Raw genomic sequence first — 18,852 nt, forward strand, 5'->3', positions numbered from 1 at the left:
CGCCGCGCGGGAGTTCGCGCACGTCCGACCCCGGCCAGCGCGAGGTAGCCGAAATGTGGCGGAAAGGTGCCGGACCGTCCGGGGCGGCATCCGGCCGATCGCGGGCATGGACGGTTTTGGTCACGTCGAGCGGGTAGGGGATGCCGCATGCGAGTCGAGTCCGGAACATCCGAGATGCACGACTTGATGACAATCGGGCGGATTCCGATACTCGACGTCGCACCGCTCGTCGGCGGCGGGCGGTGGCCCGCCAAGGCCGTCGTGGGCGAGACGTTCGAGGTCGGCGCCACCGTGTTCCGCGAGGGCCACGAGATGCTCGGCTGCGCCGTCGCGCTCCGCGCACCGGACGGCGAGACGGTCCAGTCCGCGCGCATGCGCGAGGTCGGCCAGGGGCTGGACCGATACTCCGCCGAAATCACCCCGACGTCCGAGGGAACGTGGCACTTCCGCATCGAGGCGTGGGGCGACCCGATCGCGCACTGGCGGCACGACGCCGAGATCAAGATTCCGCGCGGCCAGGACGTGGAGCTGATGTTCCTCGAAGGCGCGCGCCTGTTCTCCCGTGCCGCCAAGCAACTGCCCTCGTCGAAGCGGCCGGTCTTCACGCGCCTGGTCAGAACCCTCAAGAACCGCACCGTTCCTGTAGGCGAGCGTCTGGAAGCGGCCGAGACGCCTGACGTCCTCGATCTGGAGGAGCGCTACCCGCTGCGCGACCTGCTGACCACCACCGAGTGGTTCCCCGTGGCCGTCCATCGCGAGCGCGCGCTGTACGGGTCCTGGTACGAGTTCTTCCCGCGTTCCGAAGGCGCGTCGTTCGATCCGCTGGGACGGCGCGGTCCGATGTCCGGAACCTTCCGCACGGCGATGAAGCGGCTGCCCGCCATAGCCGACATGGGTTTCGACGTGGTGTACCTGCCGCCCATCCATCCCATCGGCAAGACGTTCCGCAAGGGTCCGAACAACACCCTTGAGGCAGGCCCCTACGATCCGGGTTCTCCCTGGGCGATCGGTTCGGACGAGGGCGGGCACGACGCCGTCCATCCGGAACTGGGCACGCTGGAGGACTTCCGCGCCTTCGTGGACTACACGCGCGACCTCGGTATGGAAGTGGCCCTCGACCTGGCGTTGCAGTGCTCGCCGGACCATCCGTGGGTGACGGCGCATCCGGAATGGTTCACCACGCGCGCGGACGGGACGATCGCCTACGCCGAGAACCCGCCGAAGAAGTACCAGGACATCTACCCGCTCAACTTCGACAACGACCCCGAGGGCATCTACGCGGAGGTCAAGCGGGTCGTCCGGCACTGGATGGCCCAAGGCGTCCGCATCTTCCGTGTGGACAACCCGCATACCAAGCCCGTCCCGTTCTGGGAGCGGCTACTGGCGGACATCGCGTCCACCGATCCGGACGTGCTGTTCCTGGCCGAGGCGTTCACCCGGCCCGCGATGATGCACACGCTAGGGAAAATCGGCTTCCACCAGTCGTACACGTACTTCACCTGGAAGAACTCCCAGGAGGAGCTCCAGGAGTACTTCGAGGAGTTGTCCGGTGACGCCGCGGCCTACATGCGGCCCAACGTCTTCGTGAACACCCCGGACATCCTCAACGAGTACCTCGTCCACGGCGGGCGTCCGGCGTTCGAGATCCGGGCCGTCCTGGCCGCGCTGCTCGCGCCCGCGTGGGGGGTCTACTCCGGTTACGAGCTCATCGAGAACGTTCCCGTCCGTCCCGGCAGCGAGGAGTACCGCGATTCGGAGAAGTACCAGTACAAGCCGCGCGACTGGGAGGCCACCGAGAGCGAGGGGCTGAGCATCGCCCCGCTCATCACCAGGCTCAACGCCTTCCGGCGCGCCCATCCCGCACTGCACCGACTCCGCAATCTCCGCTTCCACCACGTGGACCAGCCCGAGTTCATCGCCTTCTCCAAGACGCTCGTATCCGAGGCGCTCGAAGGCACGGCTCGTGAAGGCGCGGTGTGCGAAGGCGACACCGTCCTCTGCGTGGTGAACCTCAACCCGCACACGGCCCGCGAGGCGACCGTCCATCTGGACCTGCCCGCGCTGGGTCTCGGCCCGGACGAGGAGTTCGCCGTCACCGACGAGCTGTCCGGCGAGACCTACACCTGGCGGCAGGCCAACTACGTGCGCCTCGACCCGCACGTCCAGCCGGCCCACATCTTCACCCTCCGGAGAAGCCCGAGTTGAGCGAAGCACCCCACGAGGCCACCCGCGCCCCGCACGACGCCCCTCACCACGCCCCTCACAACGACCGCTCCGAGGCCCCCTGCGCCCCACCGGACGACCAGCCGCCGGTGCCCTTCCCCGAGTCCGACCCGATCCCCGAAATCCCGCCAGAGGCGCTCTCAGCGACGGCGGGCGACCCGGTGCCGGACGCGTTCGACCCCGGCACGCCGCGCGACCCGCACTGGTTCAAGACCGCCGTCTTCTACGAGGTGTCGGTGCGCGGCTTCGCCGACTCCAACAACGACGGCTACGGCGACCTGCGCGGCCTGGTGAACAAGCTCGACCACCTGCAGTGGCTCGGCGTGGACTGCCTGTGGCTGCTGCCGATCTACGAGTCCCCGCTGCGGGACGGCGGCTACGACATCGCCGACTACACCAGGATCCTGCCGGAGTTCGGGGAGCTGATCGACTTCGTCCAGCTCGTGGAGGAGGCGCACGCGCGCGGTATCCGCGTCATCGCGGACCTGGTGATGAACCACACCAGCGACCAGCACCCGTGGTTCCAGGCGTCGCGTTCCGACCCGGACGGCCCGTTCGGCGACTTCTACATGTGGTCCGATACCGACGACAAGTACAAGGACGCCCGCATCATCTTCGTCGACACCGAGACGTCCAACTGGACCTACGACCCGGTGCGCGGGCAGTACTACTGGCACCGGTTCTTCTCGCACCAGCCGGACCTCAACTACGACAACCCCGCGGTACAGGACGCGATGCTGGAGGTCCTGCGCTTCTGGCTGGACCTGGGGATCGACGGGTTCCGCCTGGACGCCGTCCCCTATTTGTACGCGCGCGAGGGGACGAACTGCGAGAACCTGCCGGAGAGCCACGCCTACCTGAAGCGCGTGCGCGCGGAGGTGGACCGCCTGTACCCCGACCGGGTGCTGCTGGCGGAGGCGAACCAGTGGCCGGCGGACGTGGTGGAGTACTTCGGCGACCCCGGCGTGGGCGGGGACGAGTGCCACATGGCGTTCCACTTCCCGGTGATGCCGCGCATCTTCATGGCGGTGCGGCGCGAGCAGCGCTACCCCATCTCCGAGATCATGGCGCAGACCCCCAAGATCCCCGAGAACTGCCAGTGGGGCATCTTCCTGCGCAACCACGACGAGCTGACCCTGGAGATGGTCACCGACGAGGAACGCGACTACATGTACTCCGAGTACGCCAAAGACCCGCGCATGAAGGCGAACATCGGAATCCGCCGGCGGCTGGCCCCGCTCCTGGAGAACGACCGCAACCAGCTGGAGCTGTTCACCGCCCTGCTGATGTCGCTGCCCGGCTCGCCCGTCCTGTACTACGGCGACGAGATCGGCATGGGCGACAACATCTGGCTCGGCGACCGCGACGCCGTGCGGACGCCGATGCAATGGACACCGGACCGGAACGCCGGATTCTCCCGCTGCGACCCCGCGCGCCTGTACCTGCCGCTCATCATGGACCCGATCTACGGCTACCAGGCGGTCAACACCGAGGCGCAACGCGAGAACCCCGGTTCGCTGCTCAACTGGACGCGCAAGATGATCGAGATCCGGCGGCGCCATCCGGTGTTCGGCGTCGGCGAGTACGTGGAGCTGTCCGCGTCCAACCCGAGCGTGCTGGCGTTCGTGCGCGAGATCCCCAATGGGGAGTCAAACCACTGGGGCGGCATGGACACCGTCCTGTGCGTCAACAACCTTTCGCGGTTCCCCCAGCCGGTCGAGCTGGATCTGAGGCGGTTCGAGGGGTCCACGCCCATCGAGTGCATGGGCGGCGTGCGGTTCCCCGCGATCGGCGAGCTTCCCTACCTGCTGACCCTGCCGGGTCACGGCTTCTACTGGTTCCTGCTCCCCCCTCCGGACACGCCAGAGGTGATGTGACGTGCGGCCCTCCGTCCCCTCCCTGGCCGACCTGCTGGCCGAGTGGCTCCCCGCCCAGCGCTGGTTCGCCGGCAAGGACCGTCCGATCCGCGAGATCACCATCGGGACGGCGACCGCGCTGCTCCCCGGCGATCCGGGCCTGCACCACCTGGTGCTGGACGTCCGGCAGGACGGGGAGGTGCAGCAGTACCAGCTGCTGCTCGGCCTGCGCCGGGACCTCCCCGAGCGGATACGGCCGGCGGAGGTCGGATGGCTCGCCCTCGACGCGGGCGCGCACGGAGGGACGGGTGCTTACAAGGACGCGGCGCATGCCTTCGACGCCGCGCACGACCCGGAACTGGCTCGCTGCCTCCTCACCTATATGGCGGACAACGCGGTCGTAGGGCCGCTCCGGTTCCGGCGCGCGCCGGGGGTGGACCTGGACACGAGCCTCATGCCCGCTGTGGCGACGGCCGAGCAGAGCAACACCTCGCTCATCTTCGGGGACGAGTACATCTGCAAGCTGTTCCGGAAGCTCTCCCCCGGCGTGAACCCGGATCTCGAAGTGAACCTGGCCTTGACCAAGCTCGGCTGCGCCCACGTCCCGGGCGTCTATGGCTGGGTGGAGCTGGAGGCCAACGGCTCGGACGCGACGACGCTGGCCCTCCTGTCGGAGTACCTGCGCACAGGGACGGACGGCTGGAAACTCGCCGTCACCAGCGTCCGCGACTGGTTCGCACAGCCGCAGCACGTGTTCGGCACGGACCAGGGTGTCGGTTCGGCGGGCGGTGACTTCGCGGCCGAGGCCGAACGGCTCGGCGAGGCGACCGCGACCGTCCATCAGGACTTGGCCGAAGCGTTCGGCCGTGCCGAGCGTCCGCCGGAACACGTGCGCACGATGGCCGCTCGTATGCGCGCGCAGCTCGAACGCGTGCGCGCGGACGTCCCCGATATCGAGCCGTTCACGAAGGTGATCGGCGCGGCGTTCGCGGCGCTGGCCGAGTGGACGCGTCCGCTGCCGGTCCAGCGCGTCCACGGGGACTACCACCTGGGCCAGGTGATGCGGACCGAGTCGGGCTGGGTGCTGCTGGACTTCGAGGGCGAGCCCGCCCGCAGCCCGGACGAGCGGCGGGAGGCGTCGCATCCCCTCCGGGACGTCGCGGGCATGCTGCGCTCGTTCGAGTACGCGGCGAGGTTCCTGCATACGGCCGGGCCGAACACGCCGCCGGAGGCGGAACGGGACCTGGAGCAGCGCGCGCGTGCGTGGGTGGCGCGCAACCGGGCGGCGTTCTGCCGCGGGTACGCGTCCGCGGGAGGCCCGGACCCCGGCGCGCACGAGACGCTGCTGCGCGCGCTGGAGTTCGACAAGGCGGTGTACGAGGTGCGGTACGAGGCGGCCAACCGGCCCTCGTGGCTTCCCGTCCCCCTGCGATCACTCGCGCATCTCACGGAATGATCGTCCGGGGAAAGGAATGATCTCCCCGGGCGCTCCCAGCCTTCCCCCAGGGCACTCCCAGCCTTCTCCCAGACCATTCGCGGACGGTGATGCGGACATCCGGGAAGGGAAGAGAATTCCGGCCATAATCGGTGCGGGCGCCGTCCGAAAATGATCTTTATGCTTCCGTGACCGAGATCGATCTGGCCGGATCTGGCCAGGTCACATGTGATGGTACGGCGGCTTTACCGCCATTTGTCCGGCGCAGCAATCCGTGATGATGCCCTTACCTGCCGGAGCCGTACCAGGTGCGTAGGCGATCCTGCGCAACTTAAACGAGTGCTCCGGCGGATCCTCCAAACATGATGGGCGCACCTGGCATCTAAAAGGGCCAGGACGTCACCTACTTACGGGGTCTCCCATGTCAACCTCCCATCCCACGGCCCGCGCCGACGATGTGCCTAGAGCGGCCGCCGGAACCCATGGCGGCAACCTCGTGAACCTCACCGACCACGGCCGGCGATGGCGGACCGTGACGGCCGTCGTGCCGACGCTCAACGAGCGCGAGAACCTCGAATGGCTGCTGCCGCGGCTGTACGCCAACGAGGAGCTGGACGAGATCGTCATCGTCGACGGCGAGTCCACCGACGGCACCCGCGAGCTGGCCGCCGGCTACGAGCGGGACTCGCTCCTGCCCGGCCCGCACCCGGCCGTCCGCCTCCTGTCGCAGCCGCCCCGGGGGAAGGGCGCCGCGATGCGCGAGGGGCTCGCCGCGGCCACCGGTGACATGGTCATCATGCTGGACGCCGACGGCAGCATGGACCCCGAGGAGTTCGCCGCGTTCCTGGCGCTGCTGCGGCGCGGCTACCAGTTCGTCAAGGGCACGCGGTACGGCTGCGGGGGCGGCTCGGACGACCTGACGGGCCTGCGCCGGCTGGGCAACCGCGCCCTGACCTGGCTCGCCAACCGGCTCTACCGGCAGCACTGGACCGACCTGTGCTACGGCTACGTCGCGCTGCACCGCGACGCGGTCGAGCGGTTGCGGCTGCGCTCCACCGGCTTCGAGATCGAGACCGAGATGTGCGTCAACGCGGTGCGCGCGGGCCTACGCATCGCCGAGATCGCCAGCCACGAGACCGAGCGCAGGCACGGGGTGTCCAACCTCAACACCTGGCGCGACGGCTGGCGCGTGCTGCGCACGATGGTCCGGCTCCGCTTCGCGGGGCCGCTCGGCGCCGAGGGCACCGCCACGCGGCTGCCCGCAGCCGAGCACCTCGCGCCGGGCGCGCTCGCCGCGTCCGTCCCGGCGGGCTCGTCCGCGCGCGCGGCGGCAGGCTCGTCCGCGCGCGCGTCCGGGGGTTCTTCCGCGCGTGCGGCGGCCGCCTCGCCCGCGCGTGCGTCAGGGGCCTCCTCGTCCGGGCGCGCCACGGCGGCCGGCTCGTCCGGGCGCGCGTCGGCGGCAGGTTCGTCCGCGTGCGCGGCCGTGTCGCCGGAGGAGACGGTCCCGGACCATGTGCGGCTGTCCTGGCGGTCCGCCGCGCTCAGCCGGACGGGCACCGAGTGAGGATCTCCGTCGTCCGCCCGTCCGATCTCGGAGCCGCCGAGATCGGGCGGTGGCGCGTGCTGCAGCGCTCCCACCCCGATCTGACCAACCCCTTCCTCGCGCCCGAGTTCACGCTCGGCGTCGGCCGGTTCCGCCGCGAGGGCCCCGGCCGGGTGGACGTCCTGGTGGCCGTCGTCGAGGACGCCGGAGAGATCGCGGCCTTCTTCCCGTTCGAGCGCGGCCCCCTGGGGATCGGGCATCCGGTGGGGTTCGGCCTCACCGACCTTCAGGGCATGGTCGCGCCGCCCGGCCTCGCCCTCGACGCGCGCGCGTTGCTGCGGGCCTGCGGGCTCGCGGTGTGGGACTTCGACCACCTGCTCGCCGCGCAGCGCACGTTCGCGCCGCACCACACCGTCCGCCGGGTCGAGCCCGTGATGGACCTCGGCGCTGGGTTCGCCGCGTTCGAGGAGGAGATGCGGAGGGCCGCTCCCAAGACGCACAAGACGATCCGCTACAAGGAACGCAAGCTCGGCCGCGATGTCGGCGCACTCCGTTTTGAGTTCTCCTCGGATGACCCCGAAGACCTGCGCCGCCTCATGGGCTGGAAGTCCGACCAGTACAACCGGACCGGACGCACCGACCGCTTCGCGCGCGCGTGGATCGTCTCCCTGGTGGAGCATTTCCACCGCACCGGCTTCGGTGTGCTGAGCGTCCTGTGGGCAGGCGACGAGCCGGTCTCCGCACACTTCGGCCTGCGCAACGAAGGTGTCATGGCGGGCTGGTTCCCGGCCTACGACACCCGGTTCGGCAAGTACTCCCCCGGCATGATCGGCCACCTGCGCCTCGCCGAGGGCTGCACGCTCAACGGCATCTCCGAGATCGCCATGGGACGCGGTGGCAAGGAGTTCAAGGAAGGCTTCAAGGGACGCGAGATCCCCATCGCCGAGGGGCGCGTCGCACGCGCCGCAGCGGGGGCGGGCGTCCACTGGATGCGCGCGACGCCGCTGAACAAGGCGCGCGGAGCCGTCCTCGACAACCCTGCCCTCTACAAGCGGGCGGACCGCGTCCTTAAGACCTATGCCAAGTTGAGGGGGCGGAGCCGGTGACCGACCCCCTTCGGAGCGTTCCGCCTCTCGAACCCCTGGACGGCGGGCCGCGCATCTCGGTCGTCATCTGCGCCTTCACCGAGAAACGCTGGGACGACGTGCACGCGGCCGTCGCCTCCGTGCGCGCGCAGGAGCTCGCGCCCGAGGAGATCGTCCTCGTCATCGACCACAACCCCGCGCTATACGAGCGGCTCAAGGCGTCCCTGCCGGACGTCGTGGTGGTGGAGAACCGCGAGGAGCGGGGCCTGTCGGGTGGGAAGAACACGGGGGTCGCCGTCGCGCAGGGGGACGTGGTGGCCTTCCTCGACGACGACGCCGTTGCCGCGCCGATGTGGCTGCGCGCGTTCTCCCGGCACTACGCCGATCCCTACGTCGCGGGCGTAGGAGGGATGACCCTGCCCATGTGGCCGGGGTCCACGCCGTCGTCGGATCTGGTAGCCGATCCTGTGCCCGCGTCCACCGGAACCCGTCCGCGCTGGTTTCCCGAGGAGTTCGACTGGACGGTCGGCTGCACCTATAGGGGGCTGGAAGCCGGGCCTGTACGGAACCTGATGGGCGGCAACGCGTCGTTCAGGCGGGAGATGTTCCCGGTCGCCGGGGGGTTCAACTCGGGAATCGGTCGCGGTATCCACAGAAGGCCGTTCGGTTGTGAGGAGACCGAGTTCTGCATCAGGCTGAGGCAGCGAAGCCCCGAATCCGAACTGCTGCTCGACGACGAAGCGATCATCTGGCACCGCGTCCCGGCCGAACGCGCCCGGTTCTCCTACTTCCGCGAACGCTGCTTTGCCGAAGGACTGTCGAAGGCCCTGGTCACCCGCAGCGTCGGCACGCAGGACGGCCTCGCCAGCGAGCGCGCGCACGCGCTGCGCACCCTTCCCCGAGGCGCCCTGCGCGGCCTCGGCGACGCCTGCCGCGGCGACCTCGCCGGGCTCGGCCGCGCCTCCGCCATCACGGTCGGACTCGCGTGGACGGCCTGGGGCTACGCCGTCGGCAGGTACGCCGCCCGCCGCTCCACGGGCGCCGCCCCGAGCGCGGCCGCCCGTCCCAACGGGGAGGAACCCGCCCAGTGACCGCCGTCCCGATCCTGATGTACCACTCGGTCACCGACCGCCCGGCGCCCGGGACCCGCGCGCTCTCGGTCCCCACCGCCGCGTTCGCCGACCAGATGGCCCACCTCGCAGCCCACGGCTACAACCCCATACCGTTCTCCAGCTGCCTCGAAGACGGCATGTCTTTGCGCAGTGGGCGCGATGCTCATGAACGGCCGGTGGTCATCACGTTCGATGACGGGTACGCCGATTTCCATGAGAACGCGTTGCCGGTTCTGGAGCGTCACGGGTTCGCGGCGACGCTGTTCGTGACCACGGGGTGGCTCGCGGACGCGGGGGGCGACGCCGCCGGACGGCCGCTCGACCGCATGCTCTCGTGGGCGCAGGTGGCCGAGGCCGCCGCGCACGGCATCGAGATCGGCGGGCACAGCCACAGCCATCCGCAGCTCGACCAGCTCGGCGACCGCGCGCTGCGCGAGGAGCTGGTCCGCAACCGCGGGCTGCTGGAAGAGCGGCTCGGACGGGCCGTCCGGACGATGGCCTATCCGTTCGGCTACTCCAGCGCGCGCGTGCGTCGGATGGCGCGCGAAGCGGGGTACGACACCGCGTGCGCGGTCGCCAACCGGATGGCGGCCGGGGCCGCCGACCCGCTCGCGGTCCCGAGGCTGACCATCCGCGCGACGACCGGGCCCGGCACGTTCGCCCGCGTCGTGGAGGGGAGGGACATCCCCCTGATCTTCCTCAAGGACCGCGCGCTGACCCGCGGCTACGCCGTCGTCCGCCGCACCCGCTACGCGCTCCGCCGCACCCTCGTCCCGCAGCGGGACGCGCCGGCCGGGGAACGGTCATGACCAGCTCCAGCGAGGCGAGCGCCGACGCCGCCGCCCCTCCGGTGGACGGCGCGGGGCGCGGGCCGGGGTGGCTGCGGCGCGAGCTGTCGAACCCGCTGTTCCGCAACGCGTACGCGCTGGTGGTGAACGGCGGGCTGACCGGGCTGCTCGGGCTCGGCTACTGGGCGCTCGGCGCCAAGCTGTACGCACCGGCCGACATGGGACGGAACTGGGCGGTCATCCAGGCCATCATGTTCGTCGGCAGCGTCACGATGCTGAACTTCCTGCTGATCCGGTTCGTCCCGCAGACGGCCCGGCACACACGCGCGCTGGTTCTGGCCTGCTACGGGACGGGCGCGGCAGCCGCGGCGCTGCTCGCGCTCGGGTTCCTCGGCACGCTGTCGTGGTGGGGGCCGTCCTTCCGGCACCTGCATGACTGGCGTTCGGCGCTGTGGTTCCTGGTCATGGCCGTCGCGTGGAACCTGTGGAACCAGCAGGAGGGCGTGTTCACCGGGCTCCGGCACGCAGGCTGGGTTCCGGTAGTGAACGTCGCGTTCGGGCTAGCGAAACTCGTGCTGCTGGTAGCGCTGGCTACGTCGTTCCCTAGCAACGGTGTGACGCTGTCCTGGTTCGTACCTGTGCTGGTGGCGCTCGTCCCGGTCAGCTACCTCATCTTCGGACGGCTCATACCGCGCCACCGCGCGGAGAACTACGGCCGCGGCCCGCGCCCCACCTACAGGGACATCTGGTCCTACCTCGGCGGCGCATACCTCGGCGGCGCGTTCCAGTACGCCTCCATCAGCCTCATCCCAGTAATCGTCGCCGCGCACCTCGCCGAGGATGCGAACGCCTACTTCCAGATGGCGTGGGCGCTCGGCATGATGCTGGACCTGCTCGCACTGACGCTGTCGATGTCGCTGACCGTGGAAGGGTCGTTCGACACCGACCGGCTCGCCTCGTCCGCGCGCGCGGCACTGCGGCGCACGCTGACGCTGCTGCCGCCGGTCGTCCTCGTCGTCGTCGTGGGCGCACCCCTCGGCCTGGCGTTCTTCGGGCATGAATACGCCTCGCGCGGTGCCCCGCTCCTCCAGATCCTTGCCATCGCGGTGCTGCCCAAGGCGCTGATCGAGCTCTACATCGGCGTGCTGCGGGTGGAGAACCGCACCCGGCTCATCGCGGCGTTGCAGGCGGCCCGGTTCCTGGGCGTCCTGGCGCTGCTGTTCCCGCTCATCGACCCGCACCACCTGGCCGTCATCGGTCTCGCGATCCTCGCGGTGAACGCCGTTGTCGCCCTCCTCGTCCTGCCTGGCCTCGTGCGCGCGATACGCGGTGCGGGCCCCCCGTCCCGTCCGGGGGCACCGGAAGACCGGCCGCGGAGCCCAGGAGGCGGCGGGCTGGACGGCCCGGAAGGCGGCGGCCTGGAGGGCGGCGGGCTGGAGGGCGGCGGGCTGGAGGGTGGCGGCGGGCCGGTCGGGCCGGTCGGCGTCTTCCCCGCCGGCGGAGGGCGGGATATCAGTTGAGCATGACGGTTCGCCAGGAACCGGACGAGCGTGCCCGGAACGCGCCGCGCCCTCCCGAGGCGGCCGACCGGGGGACGGCGCTCGCCGCGGCGGCGCTGCTGGTCTTCGGCACCGCGCTGTTCTGGACGCCGCTGCGGCACGTGGACCTCGACGCGATCAACGGGTACGGCCTGGTCAGCGTGCTACCGGTCGCGACGTTCGCCGGCGCGGCCGTGATCGTCCTGTCGTTCCTGCTGACGCTGGCACTGCCGCGCCCGCACCGGGTGCTGCTGGTCGCGCAGATCCTCGTGCTGATCGCGACGCTGCACGGCGTCGCGCAGGCGCTGGAGCCCGAGGCGCGGTTCCCGACGGCGTGGCAGACCGCCGGGTTCACCGAGTACATCGGGCGCACCCACACCGTCAGCTGGGATCTGGACGCCCGGTTCAGCACGCCCGGCTTCTTCGCCTTCGTCGGCTTCATGCTGAAAGCGGTCGGCCAGAACAACATCTCGCCGCTGCTGAAATGGGCGCCGCCGCTGACCGATCTGATGTACCTCGTCCCCTACATGCTGATCCTGCGCGTGCTGAGGGCGACGTGGCGGGCGAAGTGGTTCGCCGCCTGGCTGTTCATCGCCGCCAACTGGGTCGGGCAGGACTACCTCTCCCCGCAGGCGTTCGCCTACCTGCTTTACCTGTTCTTCGTAGCGATCCTGGTGAACTGGTTCCGCCACCACGACGAGACGACGCAGAGCGCGGGCCGTCGCCGCTCGCCGGAGACCGCGCAGCGCACCGGCGGCATGTGGCGCGTCTACAACTGGCTGTTCGGGCCCAAAGACCCAGGCGAACTGCCCGCGCCGAACGCGACCGTCCGCGATCGGACGATCCTGCTCTGCCTGCTGTTCCTGCTGATCCTCGTCGGCACGGCCGCGCACCAGCTCACGCCGTTCCTGATGACCGCATCGTGCGCGGGCCTGGTGCTGGTCCGGCGGTGCAGCCTGCGCGGGCTGCCGTTCATCGCGGGCGTCGTGTACGCGGCGTGGGTCAGCTTCATGACGGTCGGCTACTGGTCCAGCCGCAAGGGCGAGCTGTTCGGCGGGCTGGGCAACGTGTTCCAGAACGTCCAGCAGAGCACGGGCGGACGGATCAGCCAGACCAGCCCGCAGACCGCCGACGTCCAGCAGTTGCGTATCGTCATCGCGGTCGTCGTGGTCGGGCTGGCCGTGCTGGGATTGCTGCGGCGGCGTGCGCGCGGCATTGACGACCGGGTCGCGCTCGTCCTGCTCCTGGTGCCGTTCTCCTCGTTCGGGCTGCAGAACTACGGCGGTGAGATCGCGCTGCGCATCTACTTCTTCATGCTGCCCGCCGCGTGCCTGCTGGTGGCCTACCTGTTCTTCCCCGCGCCGTTCGACGCGCCGCCGGTGCGCGACCCGCGCGTGCGCATGAGGCTGGGTTGGCTGCGCGCCGGGCCGCGTAGGCACTGGCCTGCGGTCGCGGCGGCGGCGGTGTTCTCGCTATTGCTCGTCGCCGGGTTCCTGACCGTCCGCTACGGCAACGAGAAGTACGAGCAGGTGCGGCCGAGCGACGTCCGCGCGTTCGACGTCATGACGCAGCGCACCAAGGGCGTGATCGGCGTGGTGTGGATGAGCGCCGACAATCCGGACCTGGTCGGCGGCACGCCCGTGATGCCCTGGTCGTACCGCGAGTTCGAGCGGTTCAACTACACCCCGGTGATCGCGAACCGGAGCGACCCGGCCGACCTGTCGGAGATCATCCAGCGGCTGCGCGAGCAGGGGCCGGGCGGGTTCTTCGTCACCACCCGCAGCCACGAGGACTTCCAGGTCCTCACCGCCGGGCTGTCCACCGACTTCGCGCCGAAGATGCGCGCCGCGCTCGCGGCCGACCCGCGGATCGAGACCGTCGTGTCCGACCGGGACGCCGCCGTGTACCGGCTGCGGCAGCCCCCGGCCGAGCCGGACCCGCCGGTGCCGAGGTCGTCCGGCCTCGGCCTGCGCTCGTCGCCGTGGACCCCGGCCGGCCTCATCTACCTGCCCGTCCTGCTGGGGGTGCTGCTCGCGCGCGAGCTGCGCCGGCTGCGGCTGCCGCCGGGCGGGCTGTGGCGGCTGCGGCCGCTGACGGTGCTCGCGATCCCGCTGTTCCTCAGCGTCGTCGCGGTGATCGTCGAGAGGTTCGTGGTGATCTCATGAGCCTCGCGCTCGCGCTGCTGCTGTTCGCCGCGCCCGCCGCCGCGTGGTGGCTGCTGCTGCCCGGCCTCGACCCGCTGGGCCGCCTGGTCGCCGCTCTGGCCGGGGCCTTCGCCGTCCTCGCGGGGACGGCGCAGGTCATGCTGATGGCGGACGCCTGGACCCCGCTCCACGGCGTCCTCGCGGTGCTGCTGCTCAGCGCCGTCCTGGCGGCCCTGAGCCGCGTCCACCGACCACCGGGCCGTCCACCCCGTCCGGACGGGCCCGCCGCCGCGGAGCCTGCGCCCCCGCACGCCCCTGCCACGACCCGCCAGGACCTCCCCCTCCCCCGCCGCGACAAGGAGGAGGACGAGGACTGGCTCTTCAAGGACTGACCGCCCGCCGCGCCGGCCCGTCCCCTCCCGCCTCGCGCCGCGCGGCACGACGGGCGGGCGCGGACGGGTGGCGGGGCGGGTGGCGGTCAGCTGGTGTCGCGGTGGCCGTTGGGGCGGGTGTCCAGGTCGGCCGGACGGGCGTCCAGGTCGATGGCGTAGTCGAGCACGGCGCGGTCGGCGGGGATGACGATGTCGCGGCAGACCTCCATCACCCGGTCCCTGGAGATCATCCGCCGGGTGATGGTGAAGACCGGGACGCCGGCGGCCATGCCGAGCGTCTCGGCCTCCTCGGGCGTGGGCATGCGCGCGCCGACGGACTCCTCGACCCGGGTCGGCGGGTGGCCGAGGTAGGCGAGCTGGGCGAGGGTGCCGCCCGGCCAGGGCTCGCGCGCGGGATCCGACACCGGGGTCTCGGCGACCAGGTCCCACGGGAGGTAGTTGACGGAGATCTGCTGCGGGTCGCCGCGCGCGTAGAACACGAACCGGCGGCGCAGCAGCTCGGTGCCGACCGGCAGCTCGAACAGGGCGGCCAGGTCGGGGGTGGCGGCGGCGCGGGTGAACTCGCGGTCCAGGCGGTACTCCCGCCAGCCGATCCGCTGGTCGTGGGTGAAGGTCGTGGCCGGCGTCGCGACCGGCGCGGTGAACGTGCGGTACCGGTCCATCGCGATGCGGCGCACCGGCGGCGCGTGCCGCACGATGGTGCCCGCGCCGCGCCGCGACTCGATCAGCCCCTCCCCGCGCAGCAGCGCGAACGCCTGCCGGACCACGATCTCCGAGACGCCGTACCGGTCGCCGAGGTCCCGCATGGTGGGCAGCCGGGACCCGGGCGGATAGGTGCCCGAGCGGATCTGGTCGCGGATGGTGTCGGCGATGCGCAGGTAGGCCGGGCGTTCGGGCACGGGCTCACCTCCCTAGGCACTGTCCGTGAGGGGACGGTCCTCTTACGGACAGCTTGACACCTCTTCGACCGAGTAAGACTTTTGTATACAGAACAGCCGCCCCGGGGAAAGGACGACCTTGATGGGCGACTTCGAGGATCTGAAGGCGGCCATCGAGCGCGAGTATCCGGGCTGGCTCGTGTGGCGCAGCGACGCGGGCCGCTGGTACGCCACCCGGAGCGGCGACCTCACCGACGCCCAACTCCAGGCCGGATATGCGATGACCGTGGCCGCCGACGACTCGGGCGGCCTCCGCGAGCTCCTCGCCGAGCAGTCCCGCCGGGGCGGGGCCGAGCGGTGAGGGCCGCCGCGGGGGCGCCGGCCGGCCCGGCCCGTCCTCGGGGGCGGGCCGGGATCGGCCATGCCGCGGCGACAGTGACCTGTGGCGCTCAGGTGACACAGGAGTGGAGCCCTGGTCGGTGGGGTGGATGTCACCTCGCGGGCCAGAACGACGTGACCGCACGGATGGCACATCGGCGCGACCCCAACGAGAAGTCGTGCCGTCCGTGCGGTTGCGCAGAGTGATTCTTCCTCCGGGACGGGGTGGAACCGACGCTTTCTCCCGTCGCACGGATCCCTCGCGACGTCCGGGGAAGCGGTGAACCCGTCCGCCCGGACACCCCCGGGAGCGCGTGCGGGGCGCTCCCGGGGCCCCCGTCACCCGCTCCGTCCTCGCGGAGGATGCGGGGGTTTGGGGGTGAGTGGGCAGGTGGTGGGTCGTGCAGGGGGCGCAGGGGGGGTCGTACTCGTGGGGGTTCCGGGGTTGGGGGCGTAGCGGTTAGGCAGTTGTGACCGGCCGAATGGGGGGCGGGACGAACCCGGTCCTTGCGCGTGGCGTTCTAACAGTCGTGCGCGGATGACGCCGATCACAGGAGGCGCACGTGGAAGTTCGGTCGCGGACCCATGACGTGGGGGAAACGGGACGCACCGCGCTGTTCCGGGGACGGCACGGGAAGCACGGGCGCAGGCGCCGCCGGGGAACGGTCGCGGTGGCGGTCGTGGCGGCGATCGCGGGCGTGCTGACCTCCGCGCTGGTGATCTGGCTGATGGGGTGGGGGGCGGGCGGTCTGGGGCCGGGGCCGTCCACGCCGGCGGGCGCGGCGTCCAGGGTGGCGCCGGGCGCGCCGGAGGGCTGGCCCGCGTGGGGCTTCACGCACACGCAGGTCACGGTCGACACCCAGCAGGGACCCGCGCAGGCGCTCAGCGACCTGGCGCGGCAGCCGATGCCGCAGGTCACGCCGATCATGGGGTGGGGTCTGGACAACCCGGAGCCGAGCCCGGGACAGTTCAACTTCGCCTCGCTCGACCGGCGGATGGGCGTGATCCGGCAGACGAAGGGCACGCCGGTGGTCACGCTGTGCTGCTCGCCGGACTGGATGAAGGGCGGGGCCGCGGGCCAGACGGACTGGACGCACCTTGAGGACGCCGTCCAACCGCGGCATTTCGATGATTTCGCGAACCTGGCCGCGGAGGTCGCCCGGCGCTATCCGGACGTGAAGTACTACGCGGTCTGGAACGAGTTCAAAGGCTTCTGGAACAACGGCGCGAACCGCTGGGACTACGAGGGCTACACCAAGCTCTACAACAAGGTCTATGCGGCACTGAAGAAGGTGGACCCAGACATCCAGGTCGGTGGCCCGTACATCGTCCTCAACAGCGACGCCCCAGGTAGGGCCACTGGTCCGCCGTCCGAGCTGCGCGGCGCGTGGGGAAGCATGGACCAGCGCGGGCTCGATGCGGTGAAGTACTGGTCGAAGCACAAAGCGGGTGCCGATTTCCTTGCCGTGGACGGTTCTTCACTGCCGCAACAGAAGGACTCGAAGGTGGACGAGTTCCAGATGCTCGGCAAGTTCTCCGACACCACGAAATGGCTGCGCGCGCTCGATCCGAAACTGCCCGTGTGGTGGGCGGAGTGGTATGTCGAGCCGGATGGTTCGGGATGGACGGACGAGCACAGGGGCGCGGTGTTGTCGGCCGCGATGATGGAGTTCGTGAAGGGCGGCGCGTCCAGCGCCCTCTACTGGAGCCCGCAGACGAACACCAACTCCGACTGCCCCGGCTGCCTGTGGTTCGGTTCGGCGCAGGGCGGCGGCGGAACGCCGAACCTGGTCATGTTGCAGAACTTCGCGCACTGGTTCCCGCCAGGGACCAGACTCGTGGACGTGCGGTCGTCCGACCCGTCCGTGCGGGTACTCGCGCAGGCGCACGAGATGGTCATCGTGAACACGAGCAGCCGGCCCGTCTCGGCCCAGGTGGACGGCCGCGGACTCGACCTCGCGCCCTACGAGGTCAGATGGGCGACCCGGTGAGATCGGGCGCAGGAGACGCGGGGGACGCAGGGGGTATGCGATGACGCTCGCCACCGGTATCGACCTGGTCGACATCGCGTTCTGGGATCGTCCGCCCGGCGAACGGCTCGCGGACTTCGCGCGCCTGCGCGAGCGCGGCGCGCCCGTGTTCTTCGCCGAACCGCGCGTCCCGCTCGTCCGCTCAGGAAAGGGCTTCTACGCGCTGGTCCGGCATGCGGACGTGGTGGAGGCGAGCCGGAACGCGAAGGTGTTCTCCAGCGAGCCCGCGGCGACGTCCCCCGAGCCTCCGCCTTGGCTGGCGAAGGTGTTCGGCACGCCGATGGTGAACATGGACGATCCCGCGCACGCGCGTCTGCGGCGCATCGTGTTCCGCGCGTTCACACCGAAGATGCTCGCCCGGATCGAGGACGACATCCGCGCCACGGCCGCGCGCATAGTCGACGACGTCATCAAGGACGGTCCGGGCGACTTCGTGGAGCAGGTCGCCGCGCGCCTGCCGATCCACGTCATCTGCTCGATGATGGGCATCCCGGAGGAGAAGCGCCCGTACGTGCTGTCGCGGATCGACGCCATGACGGAGTACTCCGGCGTGCGCGGTTCCCTGGCCAGCCCGCGCACGATGCGGCTTCTCGCAGGGAATCTCAAGGCGATCGTCGATCTGCATAGGCTCGTCGCACGCTTGGGTGAGGCACGCCGCCAGAACCCGACGGACGACCTGGTGTCGGCACTCGTCAACGCCAACCCGGACGGTGAGCGCCTGTCGGTGAAGGAACTCGGCTCGTTCTTCGACCTGCTGCTAGTGGCAGGGAACGAGACGACGCGGAACGCGCTCGCGCATGGGCTCAAGCTGTTCACCGACCATCCTGACCAGCGCGACCTGCTCTTGGCTGAGTACGACGAACGGATCAGTACGGCGGCCGAGGAACTCGTCCGGTACGTGTCCCCGATCATCCAGTTCCGTAGGACCCTCACCACGGACTATGAGCTGAACGGGCATGCGCTTAGGGCGGGCGACAAGGTCGTGCTGTTCTACCTGGCGGCCAACCGCGACCCGGAGGTCTTCACCGATCCGGACGCGTTCGACATCACCCGCTCCCCCAACCCGCACGTCGGGTTCGGCGGGCCGGGGCCGCATCTCTGCCTTGGGGCGAACCTCGCGCGCATGGAGTTGCGCATCATGCTGCGTGAGCTGTTCGACAGGTTGCCGGGCCTGCGCGCGTCCGGTGAGCCGGAGTACTTGCTTTCCAGTTTCGACAACGGCATCACGCGTCTCCCCTACACCTGGGGCTGACTTCCGCGGTTCCGTCCGATTTCGGTGTGAGACGGGCGATTCTCGGGGCATGGCCTAGGAGTCTCAGGGCATGGCTAGGGACGCCTCATCGCCCCCGCGAATCGCCCTGGCGAATCGCCCTGGCGAATCGCCCTGGCGAATCGCCCCCGCGTATCGCCCCGAACCGCCCGGAACCGGCCCCGAATCGCCCGGAGGAGA

Annotated in this window: 14 protein-coding genes; 13 read left to right on the top strand and 1 reads right to left on the bottom strand. The window is 70.5% G+C overall.

The features are described 5' to 3' along the window. The first annotated feature begins 186 nt into the window (after positions 1-186). From FHU30_RS25860 to FHU30_RS25905, 10 genes are all read left to right on the top strand, one after another. Positions 187-2,205: an alpha-1,4-glucan--maltose-1-phosphate maltosyltransferase gene (locus FHU30_RS25860; protein ID WP_253879188.1), complete on the top strand. Its 2,019-nt coding sequence runs from the start codon at positions 187-189 to the stop codon at positions 2,203-2,205. A 179-nt stretch (positions 2,206-2,384) separates the two neighbouring features. Further along, positions 2,385-4,100, top strand: a complete 1,716-nt coding sequence (treS, locus tag FHU30_RS25865) for a maltose alpha-D-glucosyltransferase (RefSeq protein ID WP_253879620.1) — start codon at positions 2,385-2,387, stop codon at positions 4,098-4,100. A gap of 1 nt (position 4,101) precedes the next feature. After that, positions 4,102-5,535, top strand: a complete 1,434-nt coding sequence (locus FHU30_RS25870; protein WP_253879189.1) for a maltokinase N-terminal cap-like domain-containing protein — start codon at positions 4,102-4,104, stop codon at positions 5,533-5,535. 400 nt (positions 5,536-5,935) lie between these two features. Continuing rightward, positions 5,936-7,078, top strand: coding sequence for a glycosyltransferase family 2 protein (locus FHU30_RS25875; protein WP_253879190.1), 1,143 nt, complete (start codon positions 5,936-5,938; stop codon positions 7,076-7,078). Beyond that, positions 7,075-8,163 (top strand): GNAT family N-acetyltransferase, encoded by a 1,089-nt coding sequence (locus FHU30_RS25880; RefSeq protein WP_253879191.1) that lies wholly within the window; start codon positions 7,075-7,077, stop codon positions 8,161-8,163. The genes FHU30_RS25875 and FHU30_RS25880 overlap by 4 nt, the downstream gene beginning before the upstream one ends. Continuing rightward, positions 8,160-9,233 (top strand): glycosyltransferase family 2 protein, encoded by a 1,074-nt coding sequence (locus FHU30_RS25885; protein WP_253879192.1) that lies wholly within the window; start codon positions 8,160-8,162, stop codon positions 9,231-9,233. The genes FHU30_RS25880 and FHU30_RS25885 overlap by 4 nt, the downstream gene beginning before the upstream one ends. Next, positions 9,230-10,063, top strand: coding sequence for a polysaccharide deacetylase family protein (locus tag FHU30_RS25890; protein WP_253879193.1), 834 nt, complete (start codon positions 9,230-9,232; stop codon positions 10,061-10,063). The genes FHU30_RS25885 and FHU30_RS25890 overlap by 4 nt, the downstream gene beginning before the upstream one ends. Beyond that, on the top strand, positions 10,060-11,562 hold the full coding sequence (locus FHU30_RS25895; protein WP_253879194.1) for a lipopolysaccharide biosynthesis protein: 1,503 nt from the start codon (positions 10,060-10,062) through the stop codon (positions 11,560-11,562). The genes FHU30_RS25890 and FHU30_RS25895 overlap by 4 nt, the downstream gene beginning before the upstream one ends. A 2-nt stretch (positions 11,563-11,564) precedes the next feature. Then, positions 11,565-13,745, top strand: coding sequence for a hypothetical protein (locus FHU30_RS25900; protein ID WP_253879195.1), 2,181 nt, complete (start codon positions 11,565-11,567; stop codon positions 13,743-13,745). Further along, positions 13,742-14,116, top strand: coding sequence for a hypothetical protein (locus tag FHU30_RS25905; protein WP_253879196.1), 375 nt, complete (start codon positions 13,742-13,744; stop codon positions 14,114-14,116). The genes FHU30_RS25900 and FHU30_RS25905 overlap by 4 nt, the downstream gene beginning before the upstream one ends. Before the next feature lie 86 nt (positions 14,117-14,202). Here the strand turns inward: FHU30_RS25905 and FHU30_RS25910 are convergent, their stop codons facing one another. Continuing rightward, positions 14,203-15,015, bottom strand: a complete 813-nt coding sequence (locus FHU30_RS25910) for a GntR family transcriptional regulator (RefSeq protein WP_253879197.1) — start codon at positions 15,013-15,015, stop codon at positions 14,203-14,205. A 121-nt stretch (positions 15,016-15,136) separates the two neighbouring features. Between FHU30_RS25910 and FHU30_RS25915 the strand changes: the two genes are divergently transcribed. From FHU30_RS25915 to FHU30_RS25925, 3 genes are all read left to right on the top strand, one after another. Then, a complete protein-coding gene (locus FHU30_RS25915) occupies positions 15,137-15,355 on the top strand; it encodes a hypothetical protein (protein WP_253879198.1) in 219 nt (72 codons plus the stop codon). Positions 15,356-15,962: 607 nt separating this feature from the next. After that, positions 15,963-17,363 carry a GH39 family glycosyl hydrolase gene (locus tag FHU30_RS25920; protein WP_253879199.1) on the top strand — a complete coding sequence of 467 codons (1,401 nt, stop codon included), beginning with the start codon at positions 15,963-15,965 and terminating at the stop codon, positions 17,361-17,363. Between the two features lie 40 nt (positions 17,364-17,403). Then, on the top strand, positions 17,404-18,654 hold the full coding sequence (locus tag FHU30_RS25925) for a cytochrome P450 (protein WP_253879200.1): 1,251 nt from the start codon (positions 17,404-17,406) through the stop codon (positions 18,652-18,654). The last annotated feature ends 198 nt before the right edge of the window (positions 18,655-18,852 follow it).

The organism is Actinomadura rupiterrae, from assembly GCF_024172125.1.
Lineage (GTDB): Bacteria > Actinomycetota > Actinomycetes > Streptosporangiales > Streptosporangiaceae > Spirillospora > Spirillospora rupiterrae.